This is a genomic window from Ruegeria sp. BHSB196, assembly GCF_059613135.1.
This window is the reverse complement of record NZ_JBXWRY010000027.1, coordinates 32,991-55,386: the sequence shown is the minus strand read 5'-3', so window position 1 is coordinate 55,386 and position 22,396 is coordinate 32,991. Positions and strand designations below refer to the sequence as shown.

24 protein-coding genes and 1 tRNA gene are annotated in these 22,396 nt (G+C 63.5%); 10 read left to right on the top strand and 15 right to left on the bottom strand.

Annotation, left to right across the window (positions count from 1 at the left end; genetic code table 11):
• The 9 genes from AC2FNJ_RS14045 to yidD all read right to left on the bottom strand — a co-directional run.
• Nucleotides 1-426, bottom strand: a 426-nt coding sequence (locus tag AC2FNJ_RS14045) for a sterol desaturase family protein (RefSeq protein ID WP_496765066.1), incomplete at its 3' end; no start/stop codon positions are given.
• A gap of 57 nt (nucleotides 427-483) precedes the next feature.
• The gene (gene argB, locus AC2FNJ_RS14040; protein WP_496765064.1) at nucleotides 484-1,347 is read right to left on the bottom strand and encodes an acetylglutamate kinase; all 864 of its coding nucleotides are present in this window, start codon (nucleotides 1,345-1,347) and stop codon (nucleotides 484-486) included.
• Nucleotides 1,348-1,431: 84 nt separating this feature from the next.
• Nucleotides 1,432-2,085, bottom strand: a complete 654-nt coding sequence (gene yihA / locus AC2FNJ_RS14035) for a ribosome biogenesis GTP-binding protein YihA/YsxC (RefSeq protein ID WP_496765063.1) — start codon at nucleotides 2,083-2,085, stop codon at nucleotides 1,432-1,434.
• The gene (locus tag AC2FNJ_RS14030; protein ID WP_496765061.1) at nucleotides 2,082-2,819 is read right to left on the bottom strand and encodes an MOSC domain-containing protein; all 738 of its coding nucleotides are present in this window, start codon (nucleotides 2,817-2,819) and stop codon (nucleotides 2,082-2,084) included. Before AC2FNJ_RS14030 ends, yihA begins: the two co-directional genes overlap by 4 nt.
• Complete coding sequence (gene yidC / locus AC2FNJ_RS14025; RefSeq protein WP_496765060.1) at nucleotides 2,816-4,645, bottom strand: membrane protein insertase YidC; 1,830 nt, start codon at nucleotides 4,643-4,645, stop codon at nucleotides 2,816-2,818. The genes AC2FNJ_RS14030 and yidC overlap by 4 nt, the downstream gene beginning before the upstream one ends.
• A gap of 126 nt (nucleotides 4,646-4,771) precedes the next feature.
• Nucleotides 4,772-6,313 carry a putative bifunctional diguanylate cyclase/phosphodiesterase gene (locus AC2FNJ_RS14020; RefSeq protein WP_496765059.1) on the bottom strand — a complete coding sequence of 514 codons (1,542 nt, stop codon included), beginning with the start codon at nucleotides 6,311-6,313 and terminating at the stop codon, nucleotides 4,772-4,774.
• A gap of 71 nt (nucleotides 6,314-6,384) precedes the next feature.
• Complete coding sequence (gene ttcA / locus AC2FNJ_RS14015) at nucleotides 6,385-7,254, bottom strand: tRNA 2-thiocytidine(32) synthetase TtcA (protein WP_496765058.1); 870 nt, start codon at nucleotides 7,252-7,254, stop codon at nucleotides 6,385-6,387.
• 349 nt (nucleotides 7,255-7,603) lie between these two features.
• Nucleotides 7,604-9,226 carry an acyl-CoA dehydrogenase family protein gene (locus AC2FNJ_RS14010; RefSeq protein WP_496765056.1) on the bottom strand — a complete coding sequence of 541 codons (1,623 nt, stop codon included), beginning with the start codon at nucleotides 9,224-9,226 and terminating at the stop codon, nucleotides 7,604-7,606.
• A 97-nt stretch (nucleotides 9,227-9,323) separates the two neighbouring features.
• Entirely contained in the window at nucleotides 9,324-9,566 is a 243-nt protein-coding gene (gene yidD / locus AC2FNJ_RS14005; RefSeq protein ID WP_496765055.1) for a membrane protein insertion efficiency factor YidD, read from the bottom strand.
• A gap of 236 nt (nucleotides 9,567-9,802) precedes the next feature.
• Here yidD and AC2FNJ_RS14000 point away from each other — a divergent pair, with 236 nt between their 5' ends.
• Nucleotides 9,803-10,591 (top strand): GNAT family N-acetyltransferase, encoded by a 789-nt coding sequence (locus AC2FNJ_RS14000; protein ID WP_496765054.1) that lies wholly within the window; start codon nucleotides 9,803-9,805, stop codon nucleotides 10,589-10,591.
• A 220-nt stretch (nucleotides 10,592-10,811) separates the two neighbouring features.
• Here AC2FNJ_RS14000 and rnpA read toward each other — a convergent pair whose 3' ends face one another.
• A complete protein-coding gene (rnpA, locus tag AC2FNJ_RS13995) occupies nucleotides 10,812-11,276 on the bottom strand; it encodes a ribonuclease P protein component (RefSeq protein WP_496765053.1) in 465 nt (154 codons plus the stop codon).
• Nucleotides 11,277-11,302: 26 nt separating this feature from the next.
• On the bottom strand, nucleotides 11,303-11,437 hold the full coding sequence (gene rpmH / locus AC2FNJ_RS13990) for a 50S ribosomal protein L34 (RefSeq protein WP_005980833.1): 135 nt from the start codon (nucleotides 11,435-11,437) through the stop codon (nucleotides 11,303-11,305).
• 271 nt (nucleotides 11,438-11,708) lie between these two features.
• Between rpmH and AC2FNJ_RS13985 the strand changes: the two genes are divergently transcribed.
• The 8 genes from AC2FNJ_RS13985 (at nucleotide 11,709) to modC (ending at nucleotide 18,517) form a co-directional block, all read left to right on the top strand.
• Nucleotides 11,709-12,464, top strand: a complete 756-nt coding sequence (locus tag AC2FNJ_RS13985; RefSeq protein ID WP_496765051.1) for a TVP38/TMEM64 family protein — start codon at nucleotides 11,709-11,711, stop codon at nucleotides 12,462-12,464.
• Nucleotides 12,465-12,466: 2 nt separating this feature from the next.
• On the top strand, nucleotides 12,467-13,885 hold the full coding sequence (locus tag AC2FNJ_RS13980; protein WP_496765049.1) for a dihydrolipoyl dehydrogenase family protein: 1,419 nt from the start codon (nucleotides 12,467-12,469) through the stop codon (nucleotides 13,883-13,885).
• A 15-nt stretch (nucleotides 13,886-13,900) separates the two neighbouring features.
• Nucleotides 13,901-15,286, top strand: coding sequence for a sensor histidine kinase (locus tag AC2FNJ_RS13975; RefSeq protein WP_496765047.1), 1,386 nt, complete (start codon nucleotides 13,901-13,903; stop codon nucleotides 15,284-15,286).
• Nucleotides 15,287-15,349: 63 nt separating this feature from the next.
• A tRNA-Arg gene (locus AC2FNJ_RS13970) sits at nucleotides 15,350-15,426 on the top strand.
• A gap of 154 nt (nucleotides 15,427-15,580) precedes the next feature.
• Nucleotides 15,581-15,892 carry a winged helix-turn-helix domain-containing protein gene (locus AC2FNJ_RS13965; protein WP_496765045.1) on the top strand — a complete coding sequence of 104 codons (312 nt, stop codon included), beginning with the start codon at nucleotides 15,581-15,583 and terminating at the stop codon, nucleotides 15,890-15,892.
• Between the two features lie 64 nt (nucleotides 15,893-15,956).
• On the top strand, nucleotides 15,957-16,721 hold the full coding sequence (modA, locus tag AC2FNJ_RS13960) for a molybdate ABC transporter substrate-binding protein (protein ID WP_496765044.1): 765 nt from the start codon (nucleotides 15,957-15,959) through the stop codon (nucleotides 16,719-16,721).
• Nucleotides 16,722-16,724: 3 nt separating this feature from the next.
• Complete coding sequence (gene modB / locus AC2FNJ_RS13955; protein WP_496765042.1) at nucleotides 16,725-17,417, top strand: molybdate ABC transporter permease subunit; 693 nt, start codon at nucleotides 16,725-16,727, stop codon at nucleotides 17,415-17,417.
• Entirely contained in the window at nucleotides 17,414-18,517 is a 1,104-nt protein-coding gene (modC, locus tag AC2FNJ_RS13950) for a molybdenum ABC transporter ATP-binding protein (RefSeq protein WP_496765040.1), read from the top strand. Before modB ends, modC begins: the two co-directional genes overlap by 4 nt.
• A gap of 31 nt (nucleotides 18,518-18,548) precedes the next feature.
• Here the strand turns inward: modC and AC2FNJ_RS13945 are convergent, their stop codons facing one another.
• Both AC2FNJ_RS13945 and AC2FNJ_RS13940 read right to left on the bottom strand, forming a co-directional pair.
• Entirely contained in the window at nucleotides 18,549-19,472 is a 924-nt protein-coding gene (locus AC2FNJ_RS13945) for a Hint domain-containing protein (protein WP_496765039.1), read from the bottom strand.
• A 1-nt stretch (nucleotide 19,473) separates the two neighbouring features.
• Nucleotides 19,474-20,001, bottom strand: a complete 528-nt coding sequence (locus AC2FNJ_RS13940) for a toxin-activating lysine-acyltransferase (RefSeq protein WP_496765037.1) — start codon at nucleotides 19,999-20,001, stop codon at nucleotides 19,474-19,476.
• 256 nt (nucleotides 20,002-20,257) lie between these two features.
• Here AC2FNJ_RS13940 and AC2FNJ_RS13935 point away from each other — a divergent pair, with 256 nt between their 5' ends.
• A complete protein-coding gene (locus AC2FNJ_RS13935) occupies nucleotides 20,258-20,671 on the top strand; it encodes a hypothetical protein (protein WP_496765036.1) in 414 nt (137 codons plus the stop codon).
• A 3-nt stretch (nucleotides 20,672-20,674) separates the two neighbouring features.
• On the opposite strand, the gene hemF is transcribed toward AC2FNJ_RS13935, so the two are convergent.
• Entirely contained in the window at nucleotides 20,675-21,559 is an 885-nt protein-coding gene (gene hemF, locus AC2FNJ_RS13930) for an oxygen-dependent coproporphyrinogen oxidase (protein ID WP_496765034.1), read from the bottom strand.
• Between the two features lie 5 nt (nucleotides 21,560-21,564).
• Nucleotides 21,565-22,365 (bottom strand): SDR family NAD(P)-dependent oxidoreductase, encoded by an 801-nt coding sequence (locus AC2FNJ_RS13925; RefSeq protein WP_496765033.1) that lies wholly within the window; start codon nucleotides 22,363-22,365, stop codon nucleotides 21,565-21,567.
• Nucleotides 22,366-22,396 lie beyond the last annotated feature (31 nt).

Here is a 22,396-nt window from a genome sequence, read left to right as displayed (position 1 = left end):
CAACCCGATTTCGACTGGGTGAAACCGGATCGCCGTGGTCACGTCCATGTCGCGGTCGGCGTGGTGCACTCGGTGCAGGCGCCACAGCAGCGGCACCTTGTGGGTGATCAGATGCTGCGCCCAGATCGCGAAATCGAGGATCAGCACCGAAAGCGTGACCTCAATCCAGATGGGCCAGGCCAAAAGGTTGAACAGCCCCCAGCCGTTCCGCGCCGCATCCAGCGCCGCGCCGATTGCCAGCAAGGGCAGGCCAATCGCCATCGCGCGCAACATCAGCGTGTTGAGAACGGTGATCGACAGATTCGTGATCCAGCGCCGGGCGCGCGCGACCTTGCGGGGGCGGCGCGGAAACAGGGTTTCCGCCACCGCAAGGGCGGCGAACAGGCCCAGGAACACGCCCAGGCGGATGACGGCTTCGTACTCCATACATTCACAGTTGGGCATGTGAATGCAAACCGCAAGACCGGCGATGTCACGACTGTGTCAGTCGGGACGGATCAAAGAGCCTGCGCCATGTTCGGTATACAGTTCCAGAAGCACGGCATTGGGTACGCGCCCATCCAGTATGACCACCGCGCGTACGCCGCTGTGCAGGGCGTCGAGCGCGGTTTCCGTCTTGGGGATCATGCCGCCCGCGATGGTGCCGTCGCGGGTCATTTCGCGGATCTGACCGGCCTTGAGCTCGGTGACGACCTCGCCGGCGGCGTTCTTGACGCCCGAGACATCTGTCAGCAACAAAAGCCGATCCGCCTTGAGCGCCGCGGCGATCGCACCGGCGGCGGTGTCGCCATTGACGTTGAAAGTCTCCCCATTGCGGCCGGCACCCAGGGGCGCGATCACGGGGATCACGTCATGCCCGAACAGATCGTGCAGCAGCTTGGGGTTCATCTGGGACGGGGTGCCGACAAACCCAAGCGACGCATCGGTCTGTTCGCAGATCATCATGTTGGCGTCCTTGCCGGACAGTCCCACGGCCACTCCGCCCTGGGCATTGATCGCCTGCACGATCCGCTTGTTGACGACGCCGGACAGGACCATTTCGACGACCTCGACGGTGGCCTGATCCGTCACCCGCTTGCCGTTCACAAAGTCCGACCGGATGTCAAGCTTGGCCAGCATCGCGTTTATCATCGGCCCGCCACCATGGACGATCACCGGGTTCACCCCCACATGCCGCATCAGCACCACGTCGCGCGCAAAGCTCTCCATCGCTTCGTCGCTGCCCATGGCGTGACCGCCCAGCTTGATGACGACGATGGCCCCGTCGTAACGCTGCAGATAGGGCAAGGCGCTGTTCAATGTGGCGGCGGTTGCGATCCAATCCCGATTCATGACCTGTTTCTTCATGGAAGTGTCCCTTTGACGCTCCGTGTTAGGGCCTTTGCGCAGGGCTGCCAAGCCTTCCCGGTGCGAAATGCGGCCGGACGACCACTATTGCAGACCGGCAATGATGGCCCGCAAGGTCGGGATTCCATCGCCTTTTTCGGATGAGGTCAGAACGATCTCGGGAAAGGCGGCGGGGTGCCTGGCCAGGGCCGTACGGACCTGGGCCAGAACCTTGTCCCGATCCTTGGCCTTGACCTTGTCCGCCTTGGTCAGGACGCATTGAAAAGTCACCGCGCTGCTGTCCAGCAGGGCCATGATCTCGTCATCGACCGGTTTGACCCCATGGCGCGCGTCGATGAGCACGAAGGCACGGCGCAGGGTCGGGCGACCGCTCAGATACTGCCTCAGCAGCTTTTGCCACTTTTCCACGACCTTGACGGGGGCGTTGGCATAGCCATAGCCGGGCAGGTCCACCAGATAGAGGTCCGGGCCCTGCGTGAAGTAGTTGATTTCCTGTGTCCGCCCCGGCGTATTCGATGCGCGGGCAAGCCCCCGCGTGCCGGTCAGCGCATTGATCAGGGTGGACTTGCCCACATTCGAGCGGCCCGCGAAACACACTTCGAGCCGGTCGGGCGCGGGCAGGCCGGACATGGCGACGACGCCCTTCACGAAGTCCGATGGCCCCGCAAACAGCTTGCGCCCGGCCTCGAGCGCGTGCGGATCGGGTTCGGCGGCGACCGGGAAGGGCAGGGGTGTCATAGCGGCTCGACCCTGTCGCCGGTCCGGATGGTCCCGCCGCGGATGACTTGGGCGCGCACACTGAAGTCGCGGTGTCCCCATGTCTCCAGAACGCCCAACGTGTCGGTGTCGCGCCTGCCGGTCTCGGGGTTTGCGGTCGTTGCCGCGCAGCGGTCGGTGCGTTCGCGGATGAGGAATACGGCATCGCCGATCTGTACCTTGCGGCCCAGCCAATCGAACTCTTCCCAGGGCGCGAATCCGTCGAACCAGACGTTGCCGCGCCAGCGGGCGATCGACAGGTCGCGCCCGAGCCTCTGCGCCACCGCCCGGTGCGAGGACATGTTGCACAGCGTGACGGAGGGAAAGTCGCTGTCGGTCATTCCGCGTCCCGGCACGCGGACGATGCGGGCGGGCGCGGCGCGGTCCGCGGGCATCAACGGGCGCACCCAATCCAGAAACGCCGCCTGGTCGCTGTCCGGCCGGAATACAAGATCCGGCCTGCGGGGATGGCTCAACGTGACCGTTTCGCCGTCGAGACGCGCCGAGATGGCCATGAGTTCCGGTGCCTTGGCGACACGGGTGAAATGGACGCAGGGCACCCATTCCGTTCCGTCGGCACCGGACTTTTCATGCGCAACCGCCCAAACGCGGTCTCCGGGCATGGTCTGCCCGGAGTTCAAGGTCACTTCCTCAAGGGCTTCGCGGCCATGGCTCTTGATCGGATACCGCCAGAGGCTCGTGACCCGCTGGTTCATTTCTTGTCCGTTTTCGGCGTGCGTTTGAAGCCTGACTTGATGTTGCCGAACACGTCCGGCGAATAGCCGTGGCTGCGCATTATCAGGTATTGCTGGATGAACGTGATCGTGTTGTTGGCGATCCAGTACACCACCAGGCCGCTGGCAAAGCTGCCGAGCATGAACATGAACACCCAGGGCAACCAGGCAAAGATCATCGCCTGGGTCGGGTCGGTCGGCGCCGGGTTCAGCTTTTGCTGCAGCCACATCGAGATGCCCAGCAGCAGCGGCAGAATGCCGATGAAGATGGTGGCCATGAGCGTGCCGGGCTCGGGTCCGGCCCAGGGCAGCCAGCCGAAGAAGTTCATGATCGAGGTCGGGTCGGGGGCGCTCAGATCCTGGAACGGACCGAACCAGGGCGCGTGGCGCAGTTCGATCGTGACGAAGATCACCTTGTAGAGCGAGAAGAAGATCGGGATCTGCAGAAGGATGGGCAAACAGCCTGCGGCCGGATTGACCTTCTCCTTCTTGTAGAGTTCCATCATGCCCTGCTGCATCTTCTGACGGTCGTCGCCGGCGGCTTCCTTCAGGGCCTCCATCTGCGGCTGCAATTCCTTCATCTTGGCCATCGAGACATAGGATTTCAGCGCCAGCGGGAACAGGATCGCCTTGATGATCAGAGTCAGGCCGATGATGGACCAGCCCATGTTGCCGATCAGCACGTTGATATTGTGCAGCAGCCAGAAGATCGGCTTGGTCAGGAAGAAGAACCAGCCCCAGTCGATGCTGTCGATGAATCTCTGAACGCCCTGCGACTGGTATTCGCGGATGGTTTCCCATTCCTTGGCGCCGGCAAACAGGCGCGTTTCGACCTGCGCGGTCTCACCCGGGGCAACGGTCAACGTCGGCAGCACGGCTTCCGTCTGATAGATACCGCGGCGCTGGTCAAACTTTGCTGCGGCCTTGAAGGCAGAGCCCGGCTCCGGGATCAGCGTGGACATCCAGTAGTGGTCCGTGAACCCGATCCAGCCGTTCTCCTTGACCTGAAGAACCTCGGCCTGCGCACGCTCGTTCGGATCGATGTCGAAATCGCGCATGTCGCCGTAATCGATTTCGGTCAGGGTGCCGTCGGCCATCGCGATGACACCTTCATGCAGGATGAAGAAGTTCTTCAGCCCCGGCAGGTCCGCGTCTTCCCCGATGCCGTGCCGGGCCAGGATGCCATAGGGCGCCATGCCGACTTCGGCCTGCGAGGCGTTCTCGACCGATTGCGTGACGGTGAACATGTAATTGTCGTCCACCGAGATGGTGCGGCGGAAGGTCAACCCGTTGCCGTTGTCCCACACCAGCGTCACGGCGCTGTCCACGCCGAGGGCGTCTCCGGATTCCAGTTGCCACAAGGTGTTCGGGCCCGGTACGTCCGCGCCGGTCAGCCCCGCGCCAGGTGCCCAGCCATACAGCGCGTAATAGGCCGACTGCGACCCGACAGGTGACAGCAGATCGACGATCGGGGAATCCTTGGCCAGCGTGACCCGATAGTCCTTGAGCGACAGCTCGTCGATCCGGCCGCCGGACAGCGACAGGCTGCCGGTCAGGCGCGGGGTGTCGATCTTGACCCGAGGGGCCTGTGCGTCGGGCTGAGCCTCGGCCGCCACGTCGGAGGCCGGTGCGGCGCCGTCGGTGCTTGCAGCCGTCGGAGTCTGAACCACATCGCCTTCGGTCGCGCTGATCGCCGTATCCTCGGTAGGGGATTCGGGTTCCGGCGGGGGGAACAGCACGAACCAGACCAGAATCACGAGAAAGCTGAGCACGGTTGCGAGGATGAGGTTCTTGTTCTGATCGTCCATCGGGGACAGCCACCTTGTGCTTTGATTGACACCGGTGGGTTCAACAGAGTGCAGCCCAAAAGGTCAAGCAGATTCGCCCTCAATTCGCCGGGTAATCGGGCTCGATCCGCCGCGCTGGCGCGTGTTTCACTGGGTTTTTCGACCGATTGTCGGCGTCTGCGGCAGCTTTGCGTCATGGGCCTTGATCCAGTCGAGCGTCTGATCGAAGGGCATCGGCCGGCCGATTTCGTATCCCTGCACATGGCCACATCCCAACTGCGCCAGAAGCGAATGCTCGCCGGCGGTCTCCACCCCTTCGCCAAGCGTTTCCAGATTCAGCTGCTCGGCCATGGACAGCACGGCGGTCAGCAGTCGCCGCTGCGCCGGATCGCGATCCGATCTGGTGACGAAGGACCGGTCGATCTTGATGCGCGAAACGCGGAACCGTTTCAGGGATGCGATCGATGCATGGCCGGTGCCGAAGTCGTCAAGATCGATCCAGCAGCCCAGACCGTTCAGCGCCGCGACATTGCGGCTGACCATGTCGTCGGGCCTGTGGCAGATCACGGTCTCCAGAACCTCGATGGCCAGACGGTCCGGTGTCAGGTCCAGGCAATCCAGTTCCCAGCGGATCCGGTCCACGAGACCGGGATTGCGCAATTCTTCGGACGAAAAGTTGACCCCGACGCGCGGCACTTTCACCGCCGCCCGGTCCCAGGCCGTCAGCGCCGTCAGCGCCTGTTGCAGGATGACCTGACCCAATCGCTCCATCAGACCGGCCTCTTCGGCAATCGGCAGGAACGTGTCCGGCGCAAGCACACCAAGCGTCGGATGCTCCCACCGGGCAAGTGCCTCAAACCCGGTCAGCGCACCGGAATCGGTCGATATCTGCGGCTGGAACCAGGGCACGACTTGACCGCCTTCCAGCGCACGCCGGAATTCCAGACGCAGATCGCCGGGAGTGTGGATCTTGCTGCGGGCGTGGCTCGAATACGCGCGGATCGATGACCGACCGTATTGCCTGGCCTCGTTCAATGCGGCCATCGAAGCGCCGATCCAGTCATCGACACCGGCCCCGGGCGCGCGCCGATCCAGGCAGAATCCCAGAGAGCATGAGACATAAAGCGTGGCGCCATCCAGCGACACCGGATCTTCCACGGCGCTCTGGATGCGCCCGGACAGCTGGATGCACAATTCCAGATCCAGCTCGTCGGCTGCGGACAGGCAGACGCCGAAGCGATCATTCGCCAGCCGCGCGACGATGTCGCCGGCTCGAACCGCCGCCCGAATGCGCTCTCCGCTGCGCCGGACGATCAGGTCCGCAGCCGCGGCGCCGTGACGCTCCTCGATCCTGTCCAATTCGTCCAGCGCGATCATGAAACACGCGGATTGTCGCCCGGATTGTCGCAGTTCGGCCAGCAGTTCCGACACCCTGTCACGGAACTCCCCGCGCTGCATCAAGCCCGTGACGCTGTCCCGCGCAATCGTTGGAGACGGCGGCCATCGTTTCAGGGCCCCGGCAAAGGCGAACAGCAATGGCAGTCCCAGAGATGTCAGCAGCAGGGCCAACTCACCCCCCAGCCAAAACGCCCCGAGGGTCATCGCAGGGATGAAGGCGAGAATCGGCGGACCGGTCAAAACCGGCACGATCTGGTGGCAAAGTTGGTTCAGCAGAGGGTGATTCCGCATCGGTCTCTTCAGCATCCGGCCCGCGCATCATGCGCGCTCGCCGAGCCTAGAAAACCTCTCTGAGTGAGACGTTAACGCAGCCGCGGAATTTCGTCCGAACTTTCGTCGCCAGCGCCGGCGGCCAGCGCCAAGCCTTGAAAGTCGAACAGTTTGGGGTCCAGCAAGTGCGAGGGACGGGCATTGGTCAGCGCCCGAAACATCACCTGGCGGCGCCCCGGCATGTTCCTTTCCCATTGATCGAGAATGCGTTTCACCTGCTGACGCTGCAGCCCGTCCTGGCTGCCGCACAGGTCGCAGGGAATGATCGGATAATCCATCGCCGCCGCAAATTTCTCGCAATCCGCCTCGGCCACATGCGCCAGCGGGCGGTAGACGAACAGATCCCCCTCTTCGTTCACCAGCTTGGGCGGCATCGTCGCAAGGCGGCCGCCATGAAAGAGGTTCATGAAGAAGGTTTCGAGTATGTCGTCGCGGTGATGTCCGAGCACCACGGCCGTACACCCTTCTTCCCGCGCGATCCGATAGAGATTGCCGCGCCGGAGACGAGAGCAGAGCGCGCAATACGTCCGGCCCTGCGGCACCTTGTCGACAACGATTGAATAGGTGTCCTGATACTCGATCCGATGTGGCACGCCCATGCGCTGCAGAAACTCGGGAAGAACGGTCGCGGGAAACCCGGGCTGTCCCTGGTCGAGGTTGCAGGCCAGCAAGTCCACAGGCAGCAGGCCCCGCCATTTCAGCTCATATAGAACCGCCAGCAATGTATAGCTGTCCTTGCCCCCGGACAGGCAAACAAGCCATTTCGCGCCGCGTTCGACCATCCCGTATTGTTCGATCGCTTCGCGGGTCTGCCTCACGATGCGTTTGCGCAGCTTCTTGAATTCGGTGGTCGTGGGCGCACCGGCCAGAAGCGGATGGATTTCTTCGGCTTCGTCGAACATGGTTGGCGTCTACAGTCTTTGCCGCAACCGGGCAAGTGACCCATTTCCCCGACATCGCGCACGAACGCTTCCCTGAATTCCCGATTGTCCATAATGTGCGCCTTCGGCGCGCTCCTTTGATTTTGTTGAGGGACGCTGTCCCTCAAACTCCCTGGGGTACTTCAAACCAGAAAGAAGCCGGAAGCGGACAAACCGGCTTCTTTCTGGTCAAAAATACCCCGGGGTGAATTGCCCGAAGGGCAAGAGGGGCAGAGCCCCTCCGTCGGAGGCTCCGCCGGCTGCCCGAAACCAGCGTCGGGTGCACTATGGTGCGGCCACAAGAAGCGGTTCCGCTGCATGCAGCATGGAGTCAGGCAGGTTCCAGGCGCTCCAGGATCGCGCCGACATCCGCCATGGCCATCGAGCCGCTGATCCTGCCTCCTTCACCGGCTATGCGGGTTGCGACAAAGGCATCGGCCACGGCCGCAGGCGCTTGGCGGAGCAGAAGCGAGGCAGTCAGCAAGAGCGCGGTTCGTTCCGCGAACCAGCGTGCCTCGCCCTCCGGCGGCAGGGCAGGCCATCGGGCTTCGTGCGCCTGCAGGGCGGCATCGTATCGCGCATCCGCGCCCAGACTGCTTCGGAGTTCGGCCCTCAAGACTTCCGCAGCGAGCGGATCTCGGTCCAGGCTTCGCAGGATGTCCAGGCAGATCACGTTCCCGGACCCTTCCCAGATACCGTTCAGCGGCGCCTCGCGGTACAGCAGGGGCAAGGGAGTATCCTCGACGTAGCCCATCCCCCCCAGGATCTCCATCGCTTCGGCCGTTACGACCGGGCAGCGTTTGTTTGACAGAAACTTGGCCAGTGCGACGCCGATCCGGGCAAAAGCCTTCTCCTCGGGCGTATCTAAGTCAAAGGCCCGTGCGACGCGTAACCCGAGGGGCACCGCGCCTTCCCAGTCCAGCACGAGATCGGCCAGCACCGCTCGCATCAGGGGCTGGTCGATCAGCCTCCGCTGGAACGCGCTGCGATGGTTGGTCCAATGATGTGCCTCGGTCAGGGCCGCGCGCATCAGTCCGGCCGGCGCCATCGCCGTGTCCAGCCGGGTGTGGTGGACCATTTCGAGGATCGTGCGGATACCGGCCCCCTCGTCGCCGAGTTGCCAGGCCAGGGCGTCGTGAAACTCGACCTCGGCCGATGCGTTGGCCTTGTTTCCGAGCTTGTCCTTGAGCCGCATGATGTGGATCGCGTTGAGCTCGTCATCCAGCCACCGGGGCAGCAGGAAACAGGTCAGCCCGCCGGGAGCTTGCGCCAGCGTCAGGAAGCCGTCCGACATCGGCGCGGAACAGAACCACTTGTGCCCGCGCAAGCGCCAAAGATCGCCATCCCGGCTGGCGATGGTCGCGTTGGCGCGCACATCCGACCCGCCCTGTTTCTCGGTCATCGCCATACCCAGTGTCGCGGACCGTTTCTTGGCGACGGGTTGGGTCGTTGGATCATAGTTGCGAGCGGTCAGTTTCGGCCGCCAGAGCCCGGCAAGGCCGGCATCGGCTTCCAGTGCCGGGACCGCGGCATAGGTCATTGTCAGGGGGCAGCAATGCCCCGGCTCCACCTGGCTGGCCAGATAGACCATCGCGGCGTGGGTCACGTGCCCGCCCGAACGTCCTTCCCAGGCGACGGCGACATAGCCGGCGGTTTGGCTGGTCTCCATCAACCGGTGATATGCAGGGTGAAAACGCACCTCGTCCAACCGCCGCCCGCCGCGGTCGAAAAGCAGCAGTTCGGGCAGGTGCCGGTTTGCATCGCGTCCGGCCTCGCGCATGTCCGCGCTGCCCAGCGTCGCCCCATAGGCCGCCAGCAGATCTGCCTGACCACCCGTGCGCTCGATTCCAGCGCGCAGGACTGGATCAGACAGCCACAGGTCGCTGTCACCACGCAGCGGCGGCTGGTTCAGAACATCATGCGTGGGCAACTGGGATCGGGCATCGGACGGCATGGCAACCTCGTTACGGATCGCGGCAACTGTCCCGCCGCCCGCACGCCCGGTCAAGGCTGACGGTCCGTCATTCACGGCCGTACCCAATCAGGATGCGTCAGTCGTTCCGGTCCGAAGGCTGCTCCGGCACCGGGTCATATCCCTGGCCGCCCAGCGGATGGCACCGGCCGATCCTGGCGATCGCAAGCCACGTTCCCTTGATCGCACCGTATTTCTCAAGGGCTTCCAACGCATAGGCCGAACAGGTGGGCTGGTACCGGCAATTGAACCCGACCCAGGGGCTGAACAGCAGCCGGTAGGCCCGTACGGGAATGGCGACGAGTTGCGCGAAGGGGGTCATGACTCCAATCTAACTTCTACGGCGCCAGTTGCAAGCGGCGCGGCGTCCATGAACAAGGGAGTTGCCAACCCAAATGAACAACCCTAGGTTGCCTTCATGAAAGTGATTTGTGCCCGATCCGCCGTGCCGGCTTACATTCGGCAGCGCAACGGTTAGGCCGCTTCGACATTCCGCAACCTGGCGGTCTCGGGGCCCCGCATGCCCGAGCCGCACCATTGACGCGAAAGGTGATTTGCATGCCCCTTGATCTGGAATTCACGGCCAGAATGGACGCCAACTGCGCCTCGTACTGGGGGGAATATGCCCGTGTTCCTGGCGGCACTTACCGTGAATTCCCCGGCGCATTGCTCATGTATTCGAAAATTCCCCTGTTTCTGTTCAACAATGTCTTTGTCTTCGGGCAGAATGTGGATGCACTCGACGACGTTCACGAGGCAGCGAGCGCGTGCATCAAAGCCGGGGGAACACCGGTGCTGTGGCGCACATGCCCTTCCGCGGCAACCGAGGATGTCAGGGCCAAGCTCGCACGCCTGGGGGTGCAGCATATCGGTGCGCAACCCGCAATGCTGGCCGATCTGGCCGAAGTTGACGTTGCCGCAGATGCCGGTGAGTTGCGGATCGAAACGGTGAAGGGTCGGGACCAGCGCCGCGATTGGGCGGCGCTGACGGCCGATGCGTTCGAGCTCGACCCGGCGGTACGAGAGGCGATGGCAAACGCCGAAGCGGAAATTCCCGACCATGCCCTGTCCGAGCAATGGCGCTATGTGGGCTACCTCGACGGAAGGCCGGTCGCGGCAAGTTCGCTGGGCATGGCCCAGGGTCTGGCCGGGGTGTTTGCCGTCGGCACGTTGCCGGACTACAGAAACCGAGGGATCGGCGCCGCGATGACCCTGCATGCGATGTCGCAAGGCCGCCAGCGTGGGGCCACCGCGTCAATTCTCCAGGCGACCGACATGGGAAAACCGGTCTACGAGCGGATCGGCTTCTCGACGGTCTATACCTACGACTTCTACCTGCAATCGTGATCGGTGCCGGCACGCATCTCGGCATCCTCGATCCGCTGGCGATGTGCCGGGCAGTCTCACGCTTCCGAACGCCCCAGGCACGCCCGCGACCAGCCAGAGGGTGAAATGAGTGCCTGCTTCTTTCTGGTCTCAAATACCCCGGGGTGAATTGCCCGAAGGGCAAGAGGGGCAGCGCCCCTGCGACCCAGGGACGGGTGCAAACCTGGGAACCCAATAAGCGTCAGGGTTTCGCCGGCCCGGTCCCGGTCTTGCCGATCCTGCGCGTGCCTTGACCGTGTATCCTGTCCAATGCGGCTTTCAGGTCGCGAAGCAGGGCTTCGAAGGGTCGATCGATCGTGGCGTTCGCGCGCCCGATCAGCACGTAATCCCAACCGGGCCTTCCTGCGGCCGGGAGCACCGCGCGGGCGGCCTCGCGCAACCGACGCTTGGCGCGGTTGCGCACGACCGCGTTGCCGACTTTTCGGGAACAGGTGAAACCGACGCGAACGCCCTGGGCCTCGCCTTCCGCGCGCCTGCGCGCTTGCAGCATCATCGATGGGGTTGCCTGTCTCAGCGCGCGCGCGGCCCTCAGAAAATCCGAGCGATGCCGCAACACGGACAAGGCGACAGGCGCGCAAACGGACGCCGCCGGGGGCGATTCCCCGGGGTGGTCAGTGCCATCCACAGGGGCCTCCGGCGGCGTCATGTTCAAAACCTGAAAGGTCGCGCGGCTTATGCGCTCAGCGACTTGCGGCCGCGGGCGCGGCGGGCGTTCAGGATCTTGCGGCCGGCCTTGGTGGCCATGCGCGCGCGGAAACCGTGGCGGCGTTTGCGAACCAGGTTCGAAGGCTGATAGGTGCGTTTCATCGCTCCGTCTCCAATCTCGTGCGGTCGGGTGCGGCGCGGATTCGCCTGCCCGTGGTGTTCGAAGCCCGTGCTGTACTGGCAAGTCAAGCGTAAGTCAAACCCCCAACGGCGGGAATCTGTCCGCCTTTGCAACAAAAAAGCCCGCGCGCGCGGCACAAGATTTCAGAATCCGGTCCGAAGGGGCGCAAACAGTCACATTTGCGGCGGGGTACATCAAGGCGGCGTGAAGGGTCTGTTGCTTTCGGACCGCTCGGCGCATCTTGAAAGCAACATGAACAAGAACGACAGCGAGCGCATGAGCGACACGACCCACATGGCACGCCGTGGGCTGGCCCGCCACATTCCACTGATTGCAATTCTGACCGTCGCCGCGATCGGGTTTTTCGCGTTCGCGGACTTTCTGAGCTTCGAGACGCTGCGCGACAATCGCGAGGCGCTGCTGGCCTGGCGGGACACGCATTACTGGACGCTCGCCTTGTCCTTTGTCGGCTTCTATGTCCTGATCGTCGCCTTTTCACTGCCGGGGGCTGCGGTGACATCGATGGCCGGTGGATTTCTGTTCGGCCTGTTCGCCGGAACCGTCTTTAATGTCTTTGCCGCGACAATCGGGGCATCGGCCATATTCCTGGCGGCGCGCTGGGGGTTGGGACGGATGCTGACAGAGCGCCTGGAAGCCTCGGATGGCGCGGTCGGGCGGCTCAAGGAAGGATTGCGGGAAAACGAGATCCCGGTGCTGTTTCTTCTGCGGCTGGTGCCGGTGGTTCCGTTCTTCGTCGCCAATCTTGTTCCGGCCTTGGTGGGCGTCAAATTCCGCAACTTTGTTCTGACCACGGCTCTGGGCATCATTCCGGGCGGGATCGTCTACACCTGGATCGGCGTCGGATTGGGTGGCGTGTTCGACCGGGGCGGAACGCCGGACGTGTCGCTGTTGTGGGAGCCTTTCGTGATCGGGCCTATCCTTGGTCTTTGTGCCCTGGCGGCCCTGCCCATCGTGATCCGGGCGGTCCGCGGCCGCAGGGGTGTCTGACGATGAACAGGATTAGAACCGACCTCCTGGTGATCGGCGCCGGGTCGGGCGGTTTGTCCGTTGCCGCCGGCGCCGCGCAGATGGGCGCGCAGGTGGTCCTGCTGGAAGGGCACAGGATGGGCGGCGATTGCCTCAATTTCGGTTGTGTCCCCTCCAAGGCACTGATCGCCAGCGGCAAGGCGGCACATGGACAGTCGCACAGCTCGGCCTTCGGGATTGCCGATGTGGTGCCCAAGGTGGACTATGCCGCCGCCAAGGACCATGTTCAGGATGTCATCCGGCAGATCGAACCGATGGACAGCCAGGAACGGTTCGAGGGGTTTGGTGTCCGGGTGATCCGCGAATTCGGCAGTTTCATTTCCCCCTCGGAAGTCAAGGCTGGCGATCACGTCATTTCGGCCCGCCGAACGGTCATCGCCACAGGGTCTTCGCCCTTGGTGCCGCCGATACCTGGCCTCGACACCGTTCCCTACGAAACCAACGAAACAGTTTTCGATCTGCACGACAGGCCGGAGCACCTGCTGATCATCGGCGGCGGTCCCGTCGGCCTCGAGATGGCGCAAGCCCACCTTCGTCTCGGTTGCCGGGTCACGGTCATCGAAGGGGCGAAAGCGCTTGGAAAAGACGACCCCGAAGCGGCGGCAGTCGTGCTGGATGCGCTGCGCGACGAAGGGATCGAGATCGTGGAGCAGGCCGTCGTGGCGCAGGTGCGGGGTCGGGCCGGCGCGATCGAGGTCGTCACCGAACGGGGCGACATCCACAAGGGCACGCATCTGCTGCTGGCCGTCGGACGGAAGGCGAATACCGAACGATTGAACCTGGATGCGGCCGGCATCGAAACGACGGCGACCGGGGTCCGGGTGGATGCATCGCTGCGCACCACGAACCGCAAGGTCTATGCCATCGGGGACGTGGCCGGGGGTCTGCAATTCACCCATGTGGCCGGGTACCAGGCCGGCGTCGTCATACGTTCGGCCCTGTTCGGCCTGCCGTCGAAGGCGGGAACGGCGCATATTCCCTGGGCCACCTATACCGATCCGGAATTGGCGCAGGCCGGATTGACCGAAGCGCAGGCGCGGGCGGAGCACGGCGCCAGGCTGGAGGTTGCGCGCTTCGACTACCATCACAACGACCGCGCCGTGGCCGAGCGCAGGACCACCGGCTTTGTCAAGGTCATGGTCGTCAAGGGCCGCCCGGTGGGGGCCACAATCGTGGGGCACCAGGCCGGCGAACTGATCAACTTGTGGTCGCTGGCACTCGCCAATAATCTGAAGATGAGCCAGATTGCCGCGATGGTATCTCCCTATCCGACGATCGGAGAGCTTAACAAACGTGTTGCGGGTGCTTATTTCTCGCCAAGGCTGTTTGAGAATCAAGTGGTTAAACGGGTGGTCAGGTTCGTCCAGCACTGGGTTCCCTGACCGGAAAAGGAGCGCATGCTGAATTCGCTGTCAGGCCGGTTTCTGATCCTGACCACGGTCTTCGTGATGTTGGCCGAAGTGCTGATTTTCGTTCCCTCCATCGCGCGATTTCGCGAGGACTACCTGTTGAACCGGCTGGAACGGGCGCAGATCGCGTCGCTGGCGCTCTTGGCGGACGACATGCTGACCGACGAGCTGGAAGCGGAACTGCTGGAAAACGCCGGCGTGTTCAACGTGGTGCTGCGGCGCGATGAAATGCGGCAGCTCATGCTGTCTTCGCCCATCCCCGAACAGGTTGCTGACACCTACGATCTGCGTCTGGCGACGCCGTGGATCCTGATCCGGGATGCGCTTGCGCGGCTGGCCGAACCGGAAAACGAGGTCATCCGGGTGATCGGCGAACCGGTTCGCGAGGCCGGGCTGCTGATCGAGGTCACGATGGAAACCGCGCCCATGCGGATGGCCATGCTCGACTATGGCGTGCGCATCTTCTGGCTGTCGCTGGTGATCTCGGTGATCACCGCCTCTTTCCTGTTCCTTGCGGTTCGCGCCTTCATCGTCCGTCCGATCAAGGGCGTGGTGGGCTATATGCAACGCTATGCGCGCGCGCCCGAAGATGCGCGCGGCATCATCCAGCCCCGCGCCGGCGTAACCGAGTTGCGCGAGGCGGAAGAGGCGTTGCAGATGCTGCAGACGCAGATGACCCACGCACTCAAGCAACGGGAGAGGCTGGCGCAGCTGGGCGGGGCGGTCGCCAAGGTCAGCCACGATCTGCGCAACATTCTGACATCGGCCCAACTGTTCACGGACCGGATCGAGGCGAGCGAGGATCCCCTGGTGCGGCGCATGGCGCCAAAGCTGGTGAATTCGATCACACGGGCGGTGTCCTTGTGCGAAAGCACCCTGGCCTTTGGCCGCGCGGAAGAACCCGCCCCGACACTGACGATGGTGCGGGTTCACGACGTGGCGGCGGACGTGGTGGCGAGCGAACGGCTGGCGGTGGAAGAGGGCTGCATCGAGATCACCAACGATGTGCCGCGCGACCTGGTGATCCGCGCCGATCCCGAACAGATGTTCCGCGTCATCATGAACCTTGTCCGCAACGCCCGTCAGGCGATCGAGGCGTCGGGCCGACCCGGAACGATCACGGTCGCGGCCTGCGAACATGACACCGATTGGTGCATCGAAGTGCGCGACACCGGCCCGGGGCTGCCCGCCAAGGCACAGGAAAACCTGTTCACCCCGTTTCAGGGCGGCGTGCGCAAGGGCGGATCGGGTCTGGGACTTGCGATTTCGTCGGAAATCATTCGCGGTCACGGGGGCGAACTGGTTCTCAAAGGCACGGGACCGGACGGAACGACCTTTGAAATAAGGCTTCCACGCGGCGACGGGACTTTTTGAGCGATTTTTCAAGATTCGGGTTGCGCCCTATTGGCGCTGGGTCTAAATAGCCCTTCACCAAGCGGACCGATAGCTCAGCTGGATAGAGTACTTGACTACGAATCAAGGGGTCGGGGGTTCGAATCCTCCTCGGTCCGCCACTTGGCAAAAAGGCTCGGGCGAAATCGCCTGGGCCTTTTGTCTTTGGTACGGTTGCGTGTTGATGGCGACGTGTTGACCCAGCAATATCACCAGATGACAGAACGATATCCTGAGCCCAGATTCCGATTGCGCATCGTGTTCGGACCCGGAGAGATGATCGGGCCCGGAAAGGCCGATTTGCTGGATCAGATCTCCCGGACCGGATCGATCGCGGCGGCCGGGCGCGAGATGGGGATGAGCTACAAACGCGCCTGGCAACTGGTGGAAACGATGAACGAGATGTTCGCCGAACCGGTCGTGCTCAGCACGCGGGGCGGGGCCAGTCGTGGCGGGGCGGAGTTGACCGAAACCGGGCGAGAGGTTCTGTCGGCATATCGTTCGCTGGAATCCGAGGCGCGTACTGCGGCCGAACCGGGAATAGCCGAATTGCAGGCCATGCTGGCACCGCGCGGGTCGCAAAAATAGGGCTTGCCTGTATGGGAACTCCCCGATATTTCCGAAGAAACATAACGAGATCCGATTTGTGCCCATGCTCCGTATCTGCGCCGCAGCTTGTAGTCTGTTTGCCGTGCTGGCCGCGCCCGTCGTTGCAAGCGCCGGGGAGGTTCTGGTCTTTGCCGCCTCCAGTCTCAAGACCGCGCTTGGAGAGATCGTAGTTGAATACAAGGCAAACAAGGGCCAGGAGGTCGTGGTGTCCTATGCCGCGTCTTCGGTTCTGGCCCGGCAGATCCAACTTGGCGCGCCTGCCGATGTCTTCATTTCCGCAAGTGCCGAATGGATGGACGTTCTGGAAGCCGGGGGCTTGATCGACCCCGACTCCCGGGTCGATCTGCTGGGAAACAGCCTGGTGCTGATCGGCGCCCCGTCGGGAGAGGCGCCGGTCGAAATCGGGGCGGGTTTCGATCTGTTGGAACGCCTGGGCGAGGGCCGGCTTGCCATGGCGTTGGTGGATGCGGTTCCGGCCGGGGTATACGGCAAGGCGGCGCTTGAGAATCTGGGGCTGTGGGAGGCCGTCGCCGATCGCGTCGCGCAGGCGGACAATGTGCGTGCCGCCCTTGCTCTGGTGGCCTCCGGCGCTGCGCCCTTGGGGGTTGTCTATGCCTCTGACGCGCAGGCGGAAGAGGCTGTTCAGGTCGTGGGTCGTTTCCCGGCGAATACCCACCCGAAAATCCTTTATCCGGCGGCCGTGACGGCAAAGGGCGGCGCGGCGGCGCGAAGCCTGTTGAACCATCTGCAAGGCGAGACCGCGCGCCGTGTGTTCCGAGAGCAGGGGTTCACCCTGCCGGGCGAATAGGACATGGGCTGGCTCGGGCCGGAGGAGCTGGCGGCATTGCAGCTGTCGCTGCGCGTGTCGTTCTGGGCAACGCTGGTCGCGCTGCCCTTTGGTGTCTTTGTCGCTTATGCCCTGGCGCGCTGGCGGTTTCCGGGGCGGCAGCTAGTCAACGGTTTGGTGCATCTTCCACTGATCCTTCCGCCGGTCGTCACCGGCTACCTGCTGCTATTGACCTTCAACACCCAGGCACCGGTCGGGGAGTTTCTGGAGCGGATGGGGGTCGTGTTCGCGTTTCGCTGGACGGGTGCAGCCCTGGCCGCCGGAATCATGGCCTTTCCCTTGATGGTTCGGGCCATACGCCTGTCGATCGAGGCCGTCGATCCCAAGCTGGAACAAGCGGGCGCCACGCTCGGCGCGTCCCGGCCAATGGTGTTTGCCACGGTGACGCTTCCGATGATCATGCCGGGGATCATCGCGGGCGCCATACTCGCCTTTGCCAAGGCGATGGGCGAGTTCGGTGCGACGATCACCTTCGTGTCGAACATACCCGGACAGACCCAGACCCTGCCTTCGGCTGTCTACGCCTTCTTGCAGGTGCCGGGCGGCGAACCCGCGGCCATGCGGCTGGTCGTCGTTTCGATCATCGTGGCCATGGGTGCCTTGCTGTTGTCGGAATATGTCGGTCGACGGATCGCGACACGGGTGGCCGGGGCATGAGCCTGTCCGTCCGCATCGCCCACAAGCTTCCCGAGATGGAGCTGGACGTAGCCTTCGATGCGCCGCCGGGCGTGACGGTGCTGTTCGGACGCTCGGGATCGGGCAAGACGACCGTCGTCAATGCGGTGGCCGGGTTGCTCAGACCGGATGCCGGCCGGGTCGCGGTCGGAGACTGGGTGCTGTTCGATACGGATCGGGGCCATTGGCTGCCGCCGCATCGGCGAAGGCTGGGCTACATTTTTCAGGAAGGCCGGTTGTTTCCGCATCTTTCGGTACGTCAGAATCTCGCCTATGGGCGCTGGTTTGCGCCGCGTGGCGCGCGTCGCGAAGACGAAGACCGCGTGATCGACATGCTGGGCATCGGACATCTTCTGGAACGTCGGCCGGCCCGGCTGTCAGGCGGGGAAAAGCAACGGGTCGCCATCGGTCGCGCCTTGCTGGCAAGCCCCCGCATGATCCTTGCTGACGAACCGCTCGCGGCGCTGGACGATGCCCGAAAGGCCGAGATCCTGCCCTATTTCGAACGGTTGCGGGACGAAATCTCGATTCCGATCCTTTACGTGACCCATTCCGCCGCCGAAGTGGCCCGGCTCGCCACGTCGGTTGTTGCCTTGCAGGATGGCAAGGTTGCCCGGCACGGACCCGCGGCAGAGGTGCTGTCGGATCCCGAGGTCGCGCCAGCAGGAATCCGGGCCGTCGGCGCCGTGTTGCGCGCGCGGGTTCTGGCCCATCACGCGGACGGCCTGACCGAATTGGAAGCCGGACATGACCGGTTGTTCCTGCCGCGAGTTCCGCATCGCGTCGGCGAGTTCCTTCGCGTCAGGATCGCCGCGCAGGAGGTCATTCTGTCCAACCGCCGGCCCGAAGGGTTGTCGGCGCTGAATGTTCTGAAGGGTACGGTATCGGGCATCCGGTCCGGAGAAGGGCCGGGTGCGATCGTTTCGGTCCGGACCGAGGCGGGGACGGTTCTGGCCCGTGTCACGCGCCGCTCGGCGTCCGCGCTGGGCCTTGCGGTCGGGGTCGAATGCCACGCCATCGTCAAGACGGTGGCCATCGCGCCCGAAGACGTCGGTGGCCGTCTCGGGAGCGGCGCGGGGTGACTGCGTTGCCGCTGGGTGCCAACCCCTGCGGTCAGACCAGCGCGGCCGCCTCGAAATCGCGCAGGATCATCCGGGCGGCCGTGCCGAATCCTGCCTTGGAGGTGTTCCCGCGATCGGAAAAGATGACGGCCAACTCCTGCAGGCCGTCCGACGACATCGTCTGCAACGCCTCCTCGCCGAGAAACAGGCTTTCCGCACGCGCGCCGTCGGCAACGAGGATCTCGTGGTCATCCAGCAGAATGTGATAGTACGCGACCGGCTCCGTCGGGTCTTCGATCGAGATGCCGGGCCAGGAACACAGCGACTTGGCGGCGACCAGCACTTCGTCCGATCCGAAGAAAAGCTCGACCTTGGGGCCGGATATCAGGATCCGATGCTGTTGCGAGACAAGCAAGTCCCGTTTCGGCGTGCCCGGCCCAAGGCTCCCGGCCCGGATGCGGACCGGGCGAAGCGCGGCGTTTTGCCGTTGTTGCGCGGCGCTGATCCGGCTGCCTTCGATCCATCGGATGGGTCTAAGGCCGTGATCCACTGTCGCCACAAGGTCGCCGATTCCCAGCCGCTCGATGGGCTTGGCCCCTGCATCGGTTTCGATCAGGGTTCCAGCCGCGAAACACACCCCCTCGATATCGATGGTGATGGTTTGCGTGGCCGTGTCCGTGAAGGGGCCGAGTGGGCCGTCGAAAAACGCAGTGACCGTCACCTCGAAGGTATCCTGAACCAGTTCCCCATCGTCCAGCGCGTCGAACTCGGCGGGATCGACCGTATAGGTCCATTCGCCGGTATCCGGGTCGATCGAGGCCGTGCCCAGACCGGGATCGGTGGAGATTTCCCAAAGCGCGCCTTGGAACGTACCGATCACCGAGTTTGCCTCGACATCCAGGTCCCCGGTGGCCATGTTCGGCGGGTTGCCGGTCACAAAGCCGGTGGTATCTCCGGTAATGACGGTTGAAACCATGCTAGAGCCCTTCCGTTTTCAATTGCCGCTCGAAGTCTCTGGGACGATACAGGCGCATATGCACGCTACCTTCGGCATCGCGCGTCCACTCGACGATACGTTTGTTGTCCAGATCGCTGTCCATCCGGTTGGTGCGCACGCGCGGGTGCGGGATGTCGCGTTTGAGAATCTCGACCATCTGCCGGGTCTGGCCGAACGGCGCCACGAGGTCGATGATCCAGAACGAGGAGCCGCTGGCAAAATCCCTGTCCTCCAACGGCTTGTCCTGAATGGCATACCTGTGTTCGGCCTCGGGGTTCAATCCAGCAAAGGTGACGAAACCGCGCGGGAATCCGTTTTGCCGAAAGATGTGGTACTGACCAAGCCGCAGCGGGGTTTCGAAGGCATAGAGCACCTGGCCCAGCGTTCGCGATCTGTGCCGCGCCGTGAGCGAGGCCAAATAGAACATCACGCCGAAATCCGCATATGTCTGGGGCGTAAGGTCGAACCAGCCCTCGGGAAACTTCTGCGACACGTATTCCTTGCTCACTCCTCTGACCCGGCATCACAATAACGTGGATCGCCTCCGAAGTGGTGATTTTCCGGATACACTGACGAACAATCGCGTTAGGCTTCGCCCATATCGCATGGATGGGCGGCATGTGGCCGAAGCGAACGCCAGCCTGACCTCAGCGCATCCGCGCAGTCATGTGATCGCATTTGAATGGCCCAAGGCTTTGCGTCGTGGAGAATCGAGGTGGCGAACCTATCTCAACCCAAGATGGCCAGCATTTCAGGAGATCCGAATGAAAGGCATTGTGAAGATAGCGATTTTTTCCGCGTTGATCGTCGCACCGGGCCTTGCGCAGGCGTTCCGCGCCTGGAACCGCGCGGACGTGACGCCGATCGGTGACGGCGTCTTTGAGGTCGTGAACTACTTCGGCTCGGTGCCGAGGGACTATTGGTGCGGCGCGGGTGACTATGGAATTCGCGAGCTGCGCCTGAAAGGATCCGAGCGTATCTATCTTTGGAAAGCGGTCGGGCCCTCGGTGTCGCAACCCGGAAAGAAAGGCGTACAGTTCTCGCTGAACGCGCCTGCCGGCGTCGATACGACTCCGGGGTTTACCGTGTCCGTCAAACGGGTGGGCGACAACATGCCGGCGTCGATGGCGCAGAACTATTGCTATGACAACACGGCCGACGAAATCTGGCTGAAATAGCCGTCAGACCCATTTGGCGAGGGGCGGCAGGCTCATCAATACGGCGTCCGGGTCGTGCCCGGTGGCCAGCCCGAATTTGGTCCCACGGTCATAGACGAGGTTGTATTCCGCATAGAGTCCGCGATGGATCAGCTGGGTGGTCTTGTCCTCTTCCGTAAACGGCTGCACCCGCCGCTTTTCGACCAAAGGCAGGAACGCGGGCAGGAAGGCGCGGCCGATGTCCTGGGTCAGGGCGAAATCCGCCGGCCAGTCGCCGGTACAATAGTCGTCCATGAAGATGCCCCCGACACCGCGCGCCCGTTTCCGATGCGGAATGTAGAAATACTCGTCCGCCCATTCCTTGAGCCGCGGGTAGTGGCCGGGACCGTGCGGGTCCAGAAACGCCTTTTGCGTGGCATGGAAATGCGCGGTGTCCTCATCGTATTCGATGCAGGGGTTCAGATCCGATCCGCCGCCGAACCACCAGGCGTGGGGTGTCCAGAACATGCGCGTATTCATGTGCACGGCGGGAACGTGCGGGTTCTGCATATGGGCGACCAGGCTGATCCCCGAAGCCCAGAACCGCGGGTCTTCCGCCATTCCGGGAATTCCCTTGCGCGCCGCCATCGCGGCCTGTGCCGTTTCGCCCAGACTGCCGTAGACCGTCGAGACATTGACCCCGACCTTCTCGAAGACGCGCCCGCCGCGCATGACGGACATGAGCCCGCCGCCCGCATCCGACCCGTCGTCTGATTGGCGTTGGGTTTGCGTGATCTCGAACCGGCCCGCGGCCATGTCGGAAAACGGCCCGGTGTCATGGCTGTCTTCCAGGGCTTCGAAGGCTGCAACGATGTCGTCACGCAACTGGCGGAACCAGGCAGAGGCGGTGGATTTTTCCGTTTCGAACATATCGATCAATGTGCCGGGGCTGCGACGGAATCGAGCAGGGACCGGCCTCCGTCTATGGTCAGAACCTGGCCGGTCATGAAACCGGCCGCGTCGGAAGCGAGGAACTGCGCCGCCTCGTTCAATTCCGTGGGGGCCGCGATCCGGGCGAGCGGCGTGTGTTTTTCGATATCCGACCGGAATTCGCGATTGTCCTTGAGGGCCTGACGGAGCGACGCGCTCATCACCGAGCCCATCGCGATGGCGTTGACCCTGATGCGATGGGGTGCGAGAGCCACGGCAAGCGAACGGGTCAATTGATCCAGCGCGGCGGTCGAGACCGAATAGGCCATGAGTTCGGGGTGGGTGCGCCGCGCGGCGATCGAGGACAGGTTGATGATCGACCCCGCTTGCCCCTCTTCGTCCTTTTCCGCCTGCTTGATCATCCGCTTGGCCACCAGCTGGCTGAGCCGCAGGGCCGGCATGAGGTTCTGGTTCAGCAGAATGCGCACCGAGTCGTCGTCGAGGTCCAAGGGATCGGTTGGCAGGACCTGCCGGGAGGCGTTCACCAGAATGTCCACCTGATCGAAGGCGTCGATGGTCGCGGACAAGAGGTTGGCAATGGTCAGCTTCTCGCGCAGATCGCCTGCGAAATAGCGGATATTGCCGTCCTCGCTCTGTTCGCCCAACTCGTCGGCGAGGCGGTCTTCGTCCATGTCCGCGAACATGACATTCGCACCGGCTTCGGCGAACTGGCGGCCAATCGACAATCCGATGCCGTTTGCCCCGCCGGTGACGATGGCGGTTTTGCCTGCGATGGAAAAGGACATGTCTTTCCTCCTGGGTTGCGGCGCACGTTAA

What these genes read in the sequence shown, in the direction of transcription:
- AC2FNJ_RS13975 (WP_496765047.1), top strand. Translation starts at nt 13,901, where the DNA reads ATGCTGAATTCGCTGTCAGGCCGGTTTCTGATCCTGACCACGGTCTTC.
- AC2FNJ_RS13980 (WP_496765049.1), top strand. Translation starts at nt 12,467, where the DNA reads ATGAACAGGATTAGAACCGACCTCCTGGTGATCGGCGCCGGGTCGGGC.
- AC2FNJ_RS14020 (WP_496765059.1), bottom strand. Translation starts at nt 6,313, where the DNA reads ATGCGGAATCACCCTCTGCTGAACCAACTTTGCCACCAGATCGTGCCG.
- rnpA (WP_496765053.1), bottom strand. Translation starts at nt 11,276, where the DNA reads ATGACGCCGCCGGAGGCCCCTGTGGATGGCACTGACCACCCCGGGGAA.
- rpmH (WP_005980833.1), bottom strand. Translation starts at nt 11,437, where the DNA reads ATGAAACGCACCTATCAGCCTTCGAACCTGGTTCGCAAACGCCGCCAC.
- AC2FNJ_RS14010 (WP_496765056.1), bottom strand. Translation starts at nt 9,226, where the DNA reads ATGCCGTCCGATGCCCGATCCCAGTTGCCCACGCATGATGTTCTGAAC.
- modA (WP_496765044.1), top strand. Translation starts at nt 15,957, where the DNA reads ATGCTCCGTATCTGCGCCGCAGCTTGTAGTCTGTTTGCCGTGCTGGCC.
- argB (WP_496765064.1), bottom strand. Translation starts at nt 1,347, where the DNA reads ATGAAGAAACAGGTCATGAATCGGGATTGGATCGCAACCGCCGCCACA.
- modC (WP_496765040.1), top strand. Translation starts at nt 17,414, where the DNA reads ATGAGCCTGTCCGTCCGCATCGCCCACAAGCTTCCCGAGATGGAGCTG.
- ttcA (WP_496765058.1), bottom strand. Translation starts at nt 7,254, where the DNA reads ATGTTCGACGAAGCCGAAGAAATCCATCCGCTTCTGGCCGGTGCGCCC.
- AC2FNJ_RS14000 (WP_496765054.1), top strand. Translation starts at nt 9,803, where the DNA reads ATGCCCCTTGATCTGGAATTCACGGCCAGAATGGACGCCAACTGCGCC.
- AC2FNJ_RS14030 (WP_496765061.1), bottom strand. Translation starts at nt 2,819, where the DNA reads ATGAACCAGCGGGTCACGAGCCTCTGGCGGTATCCGATCAAGAGCCAT.
- yihA (WP_496765063.1), bottom strand. Translation starts at nt 2,085, where the DNA reads ATGACACCCCTGCCCTTCCCGGTCGCCGCCGAACCCGATCCGCACGCG.
- yidD (WP_496765055.1), bottom strand. Translation starts at nt 9,566, where the DNA reads ATGACCCCCTTCGCGCAACTCGTCGCCATTCCCGTACGGGCCTACCGG.
- AC2FNJ_RS13985 (WP_496765051.1), top strand. Translation starts at nt 11,709, where the DNA reads ATGAACAAGAACGACAGCGAGCGCATGAGCGACACGACCCACATGGCA.
- hemF (WP_496765034.1), bottom strand. Translation starts at nt 21,559, where the DNA reads ATGTTCGAAACGGAAAAATCCACCGCCTCTGCCTGGTTCCGCCAGTTG.
- modB (WP_496765042.1), top strand. Translation starts at nt 16,725, where the DNA reads ATGGGCTGGCTCGGGCCGGAGGAGCTGGCGGCATTGCAGCTGTCGCTG.
- AC2FNJ_RS13945 (WP_496765039.1), bottom strand. Translation starts at nt 19,472, where the DNA reads ATGGTTTCAACCGTCATTACCGGAGATACCACCGGCTTTGTGACCGGC.
- yidC (WP_496765060.1), bottom strand. Translation starts at nt 4,645, where the DNA reads ATGGACGATCAGAACAAGAACCTCATCCTCGCAACCGTGCTCAGCTTT.
- AC2FNJ_RS13925 (WP_496765033.1), bottom strand. Translation starts at nt 22,365, where the DNA reads ATGTCCTTTTCCATCGCAGGCAAAACCGCCATCGTCACCGGCGGGGCA.
- AC2FNJ_RS13965 (WP_496765045.1), top strand. Translation starts at nt 15,581, where the DNA reads ATGATCGGGCCCGGAAAGGCCGATTTGCTGGATCAGATCTCCCGGACC.
- AC2FNJ_RS13935 (WP_496765036.1), top strand. Translation starts at nt 20,258, where the DNA reads ATGAAAGGCATTGTGAAGATAGCGATTTTTTCCGCGTTGATCGTCGCA.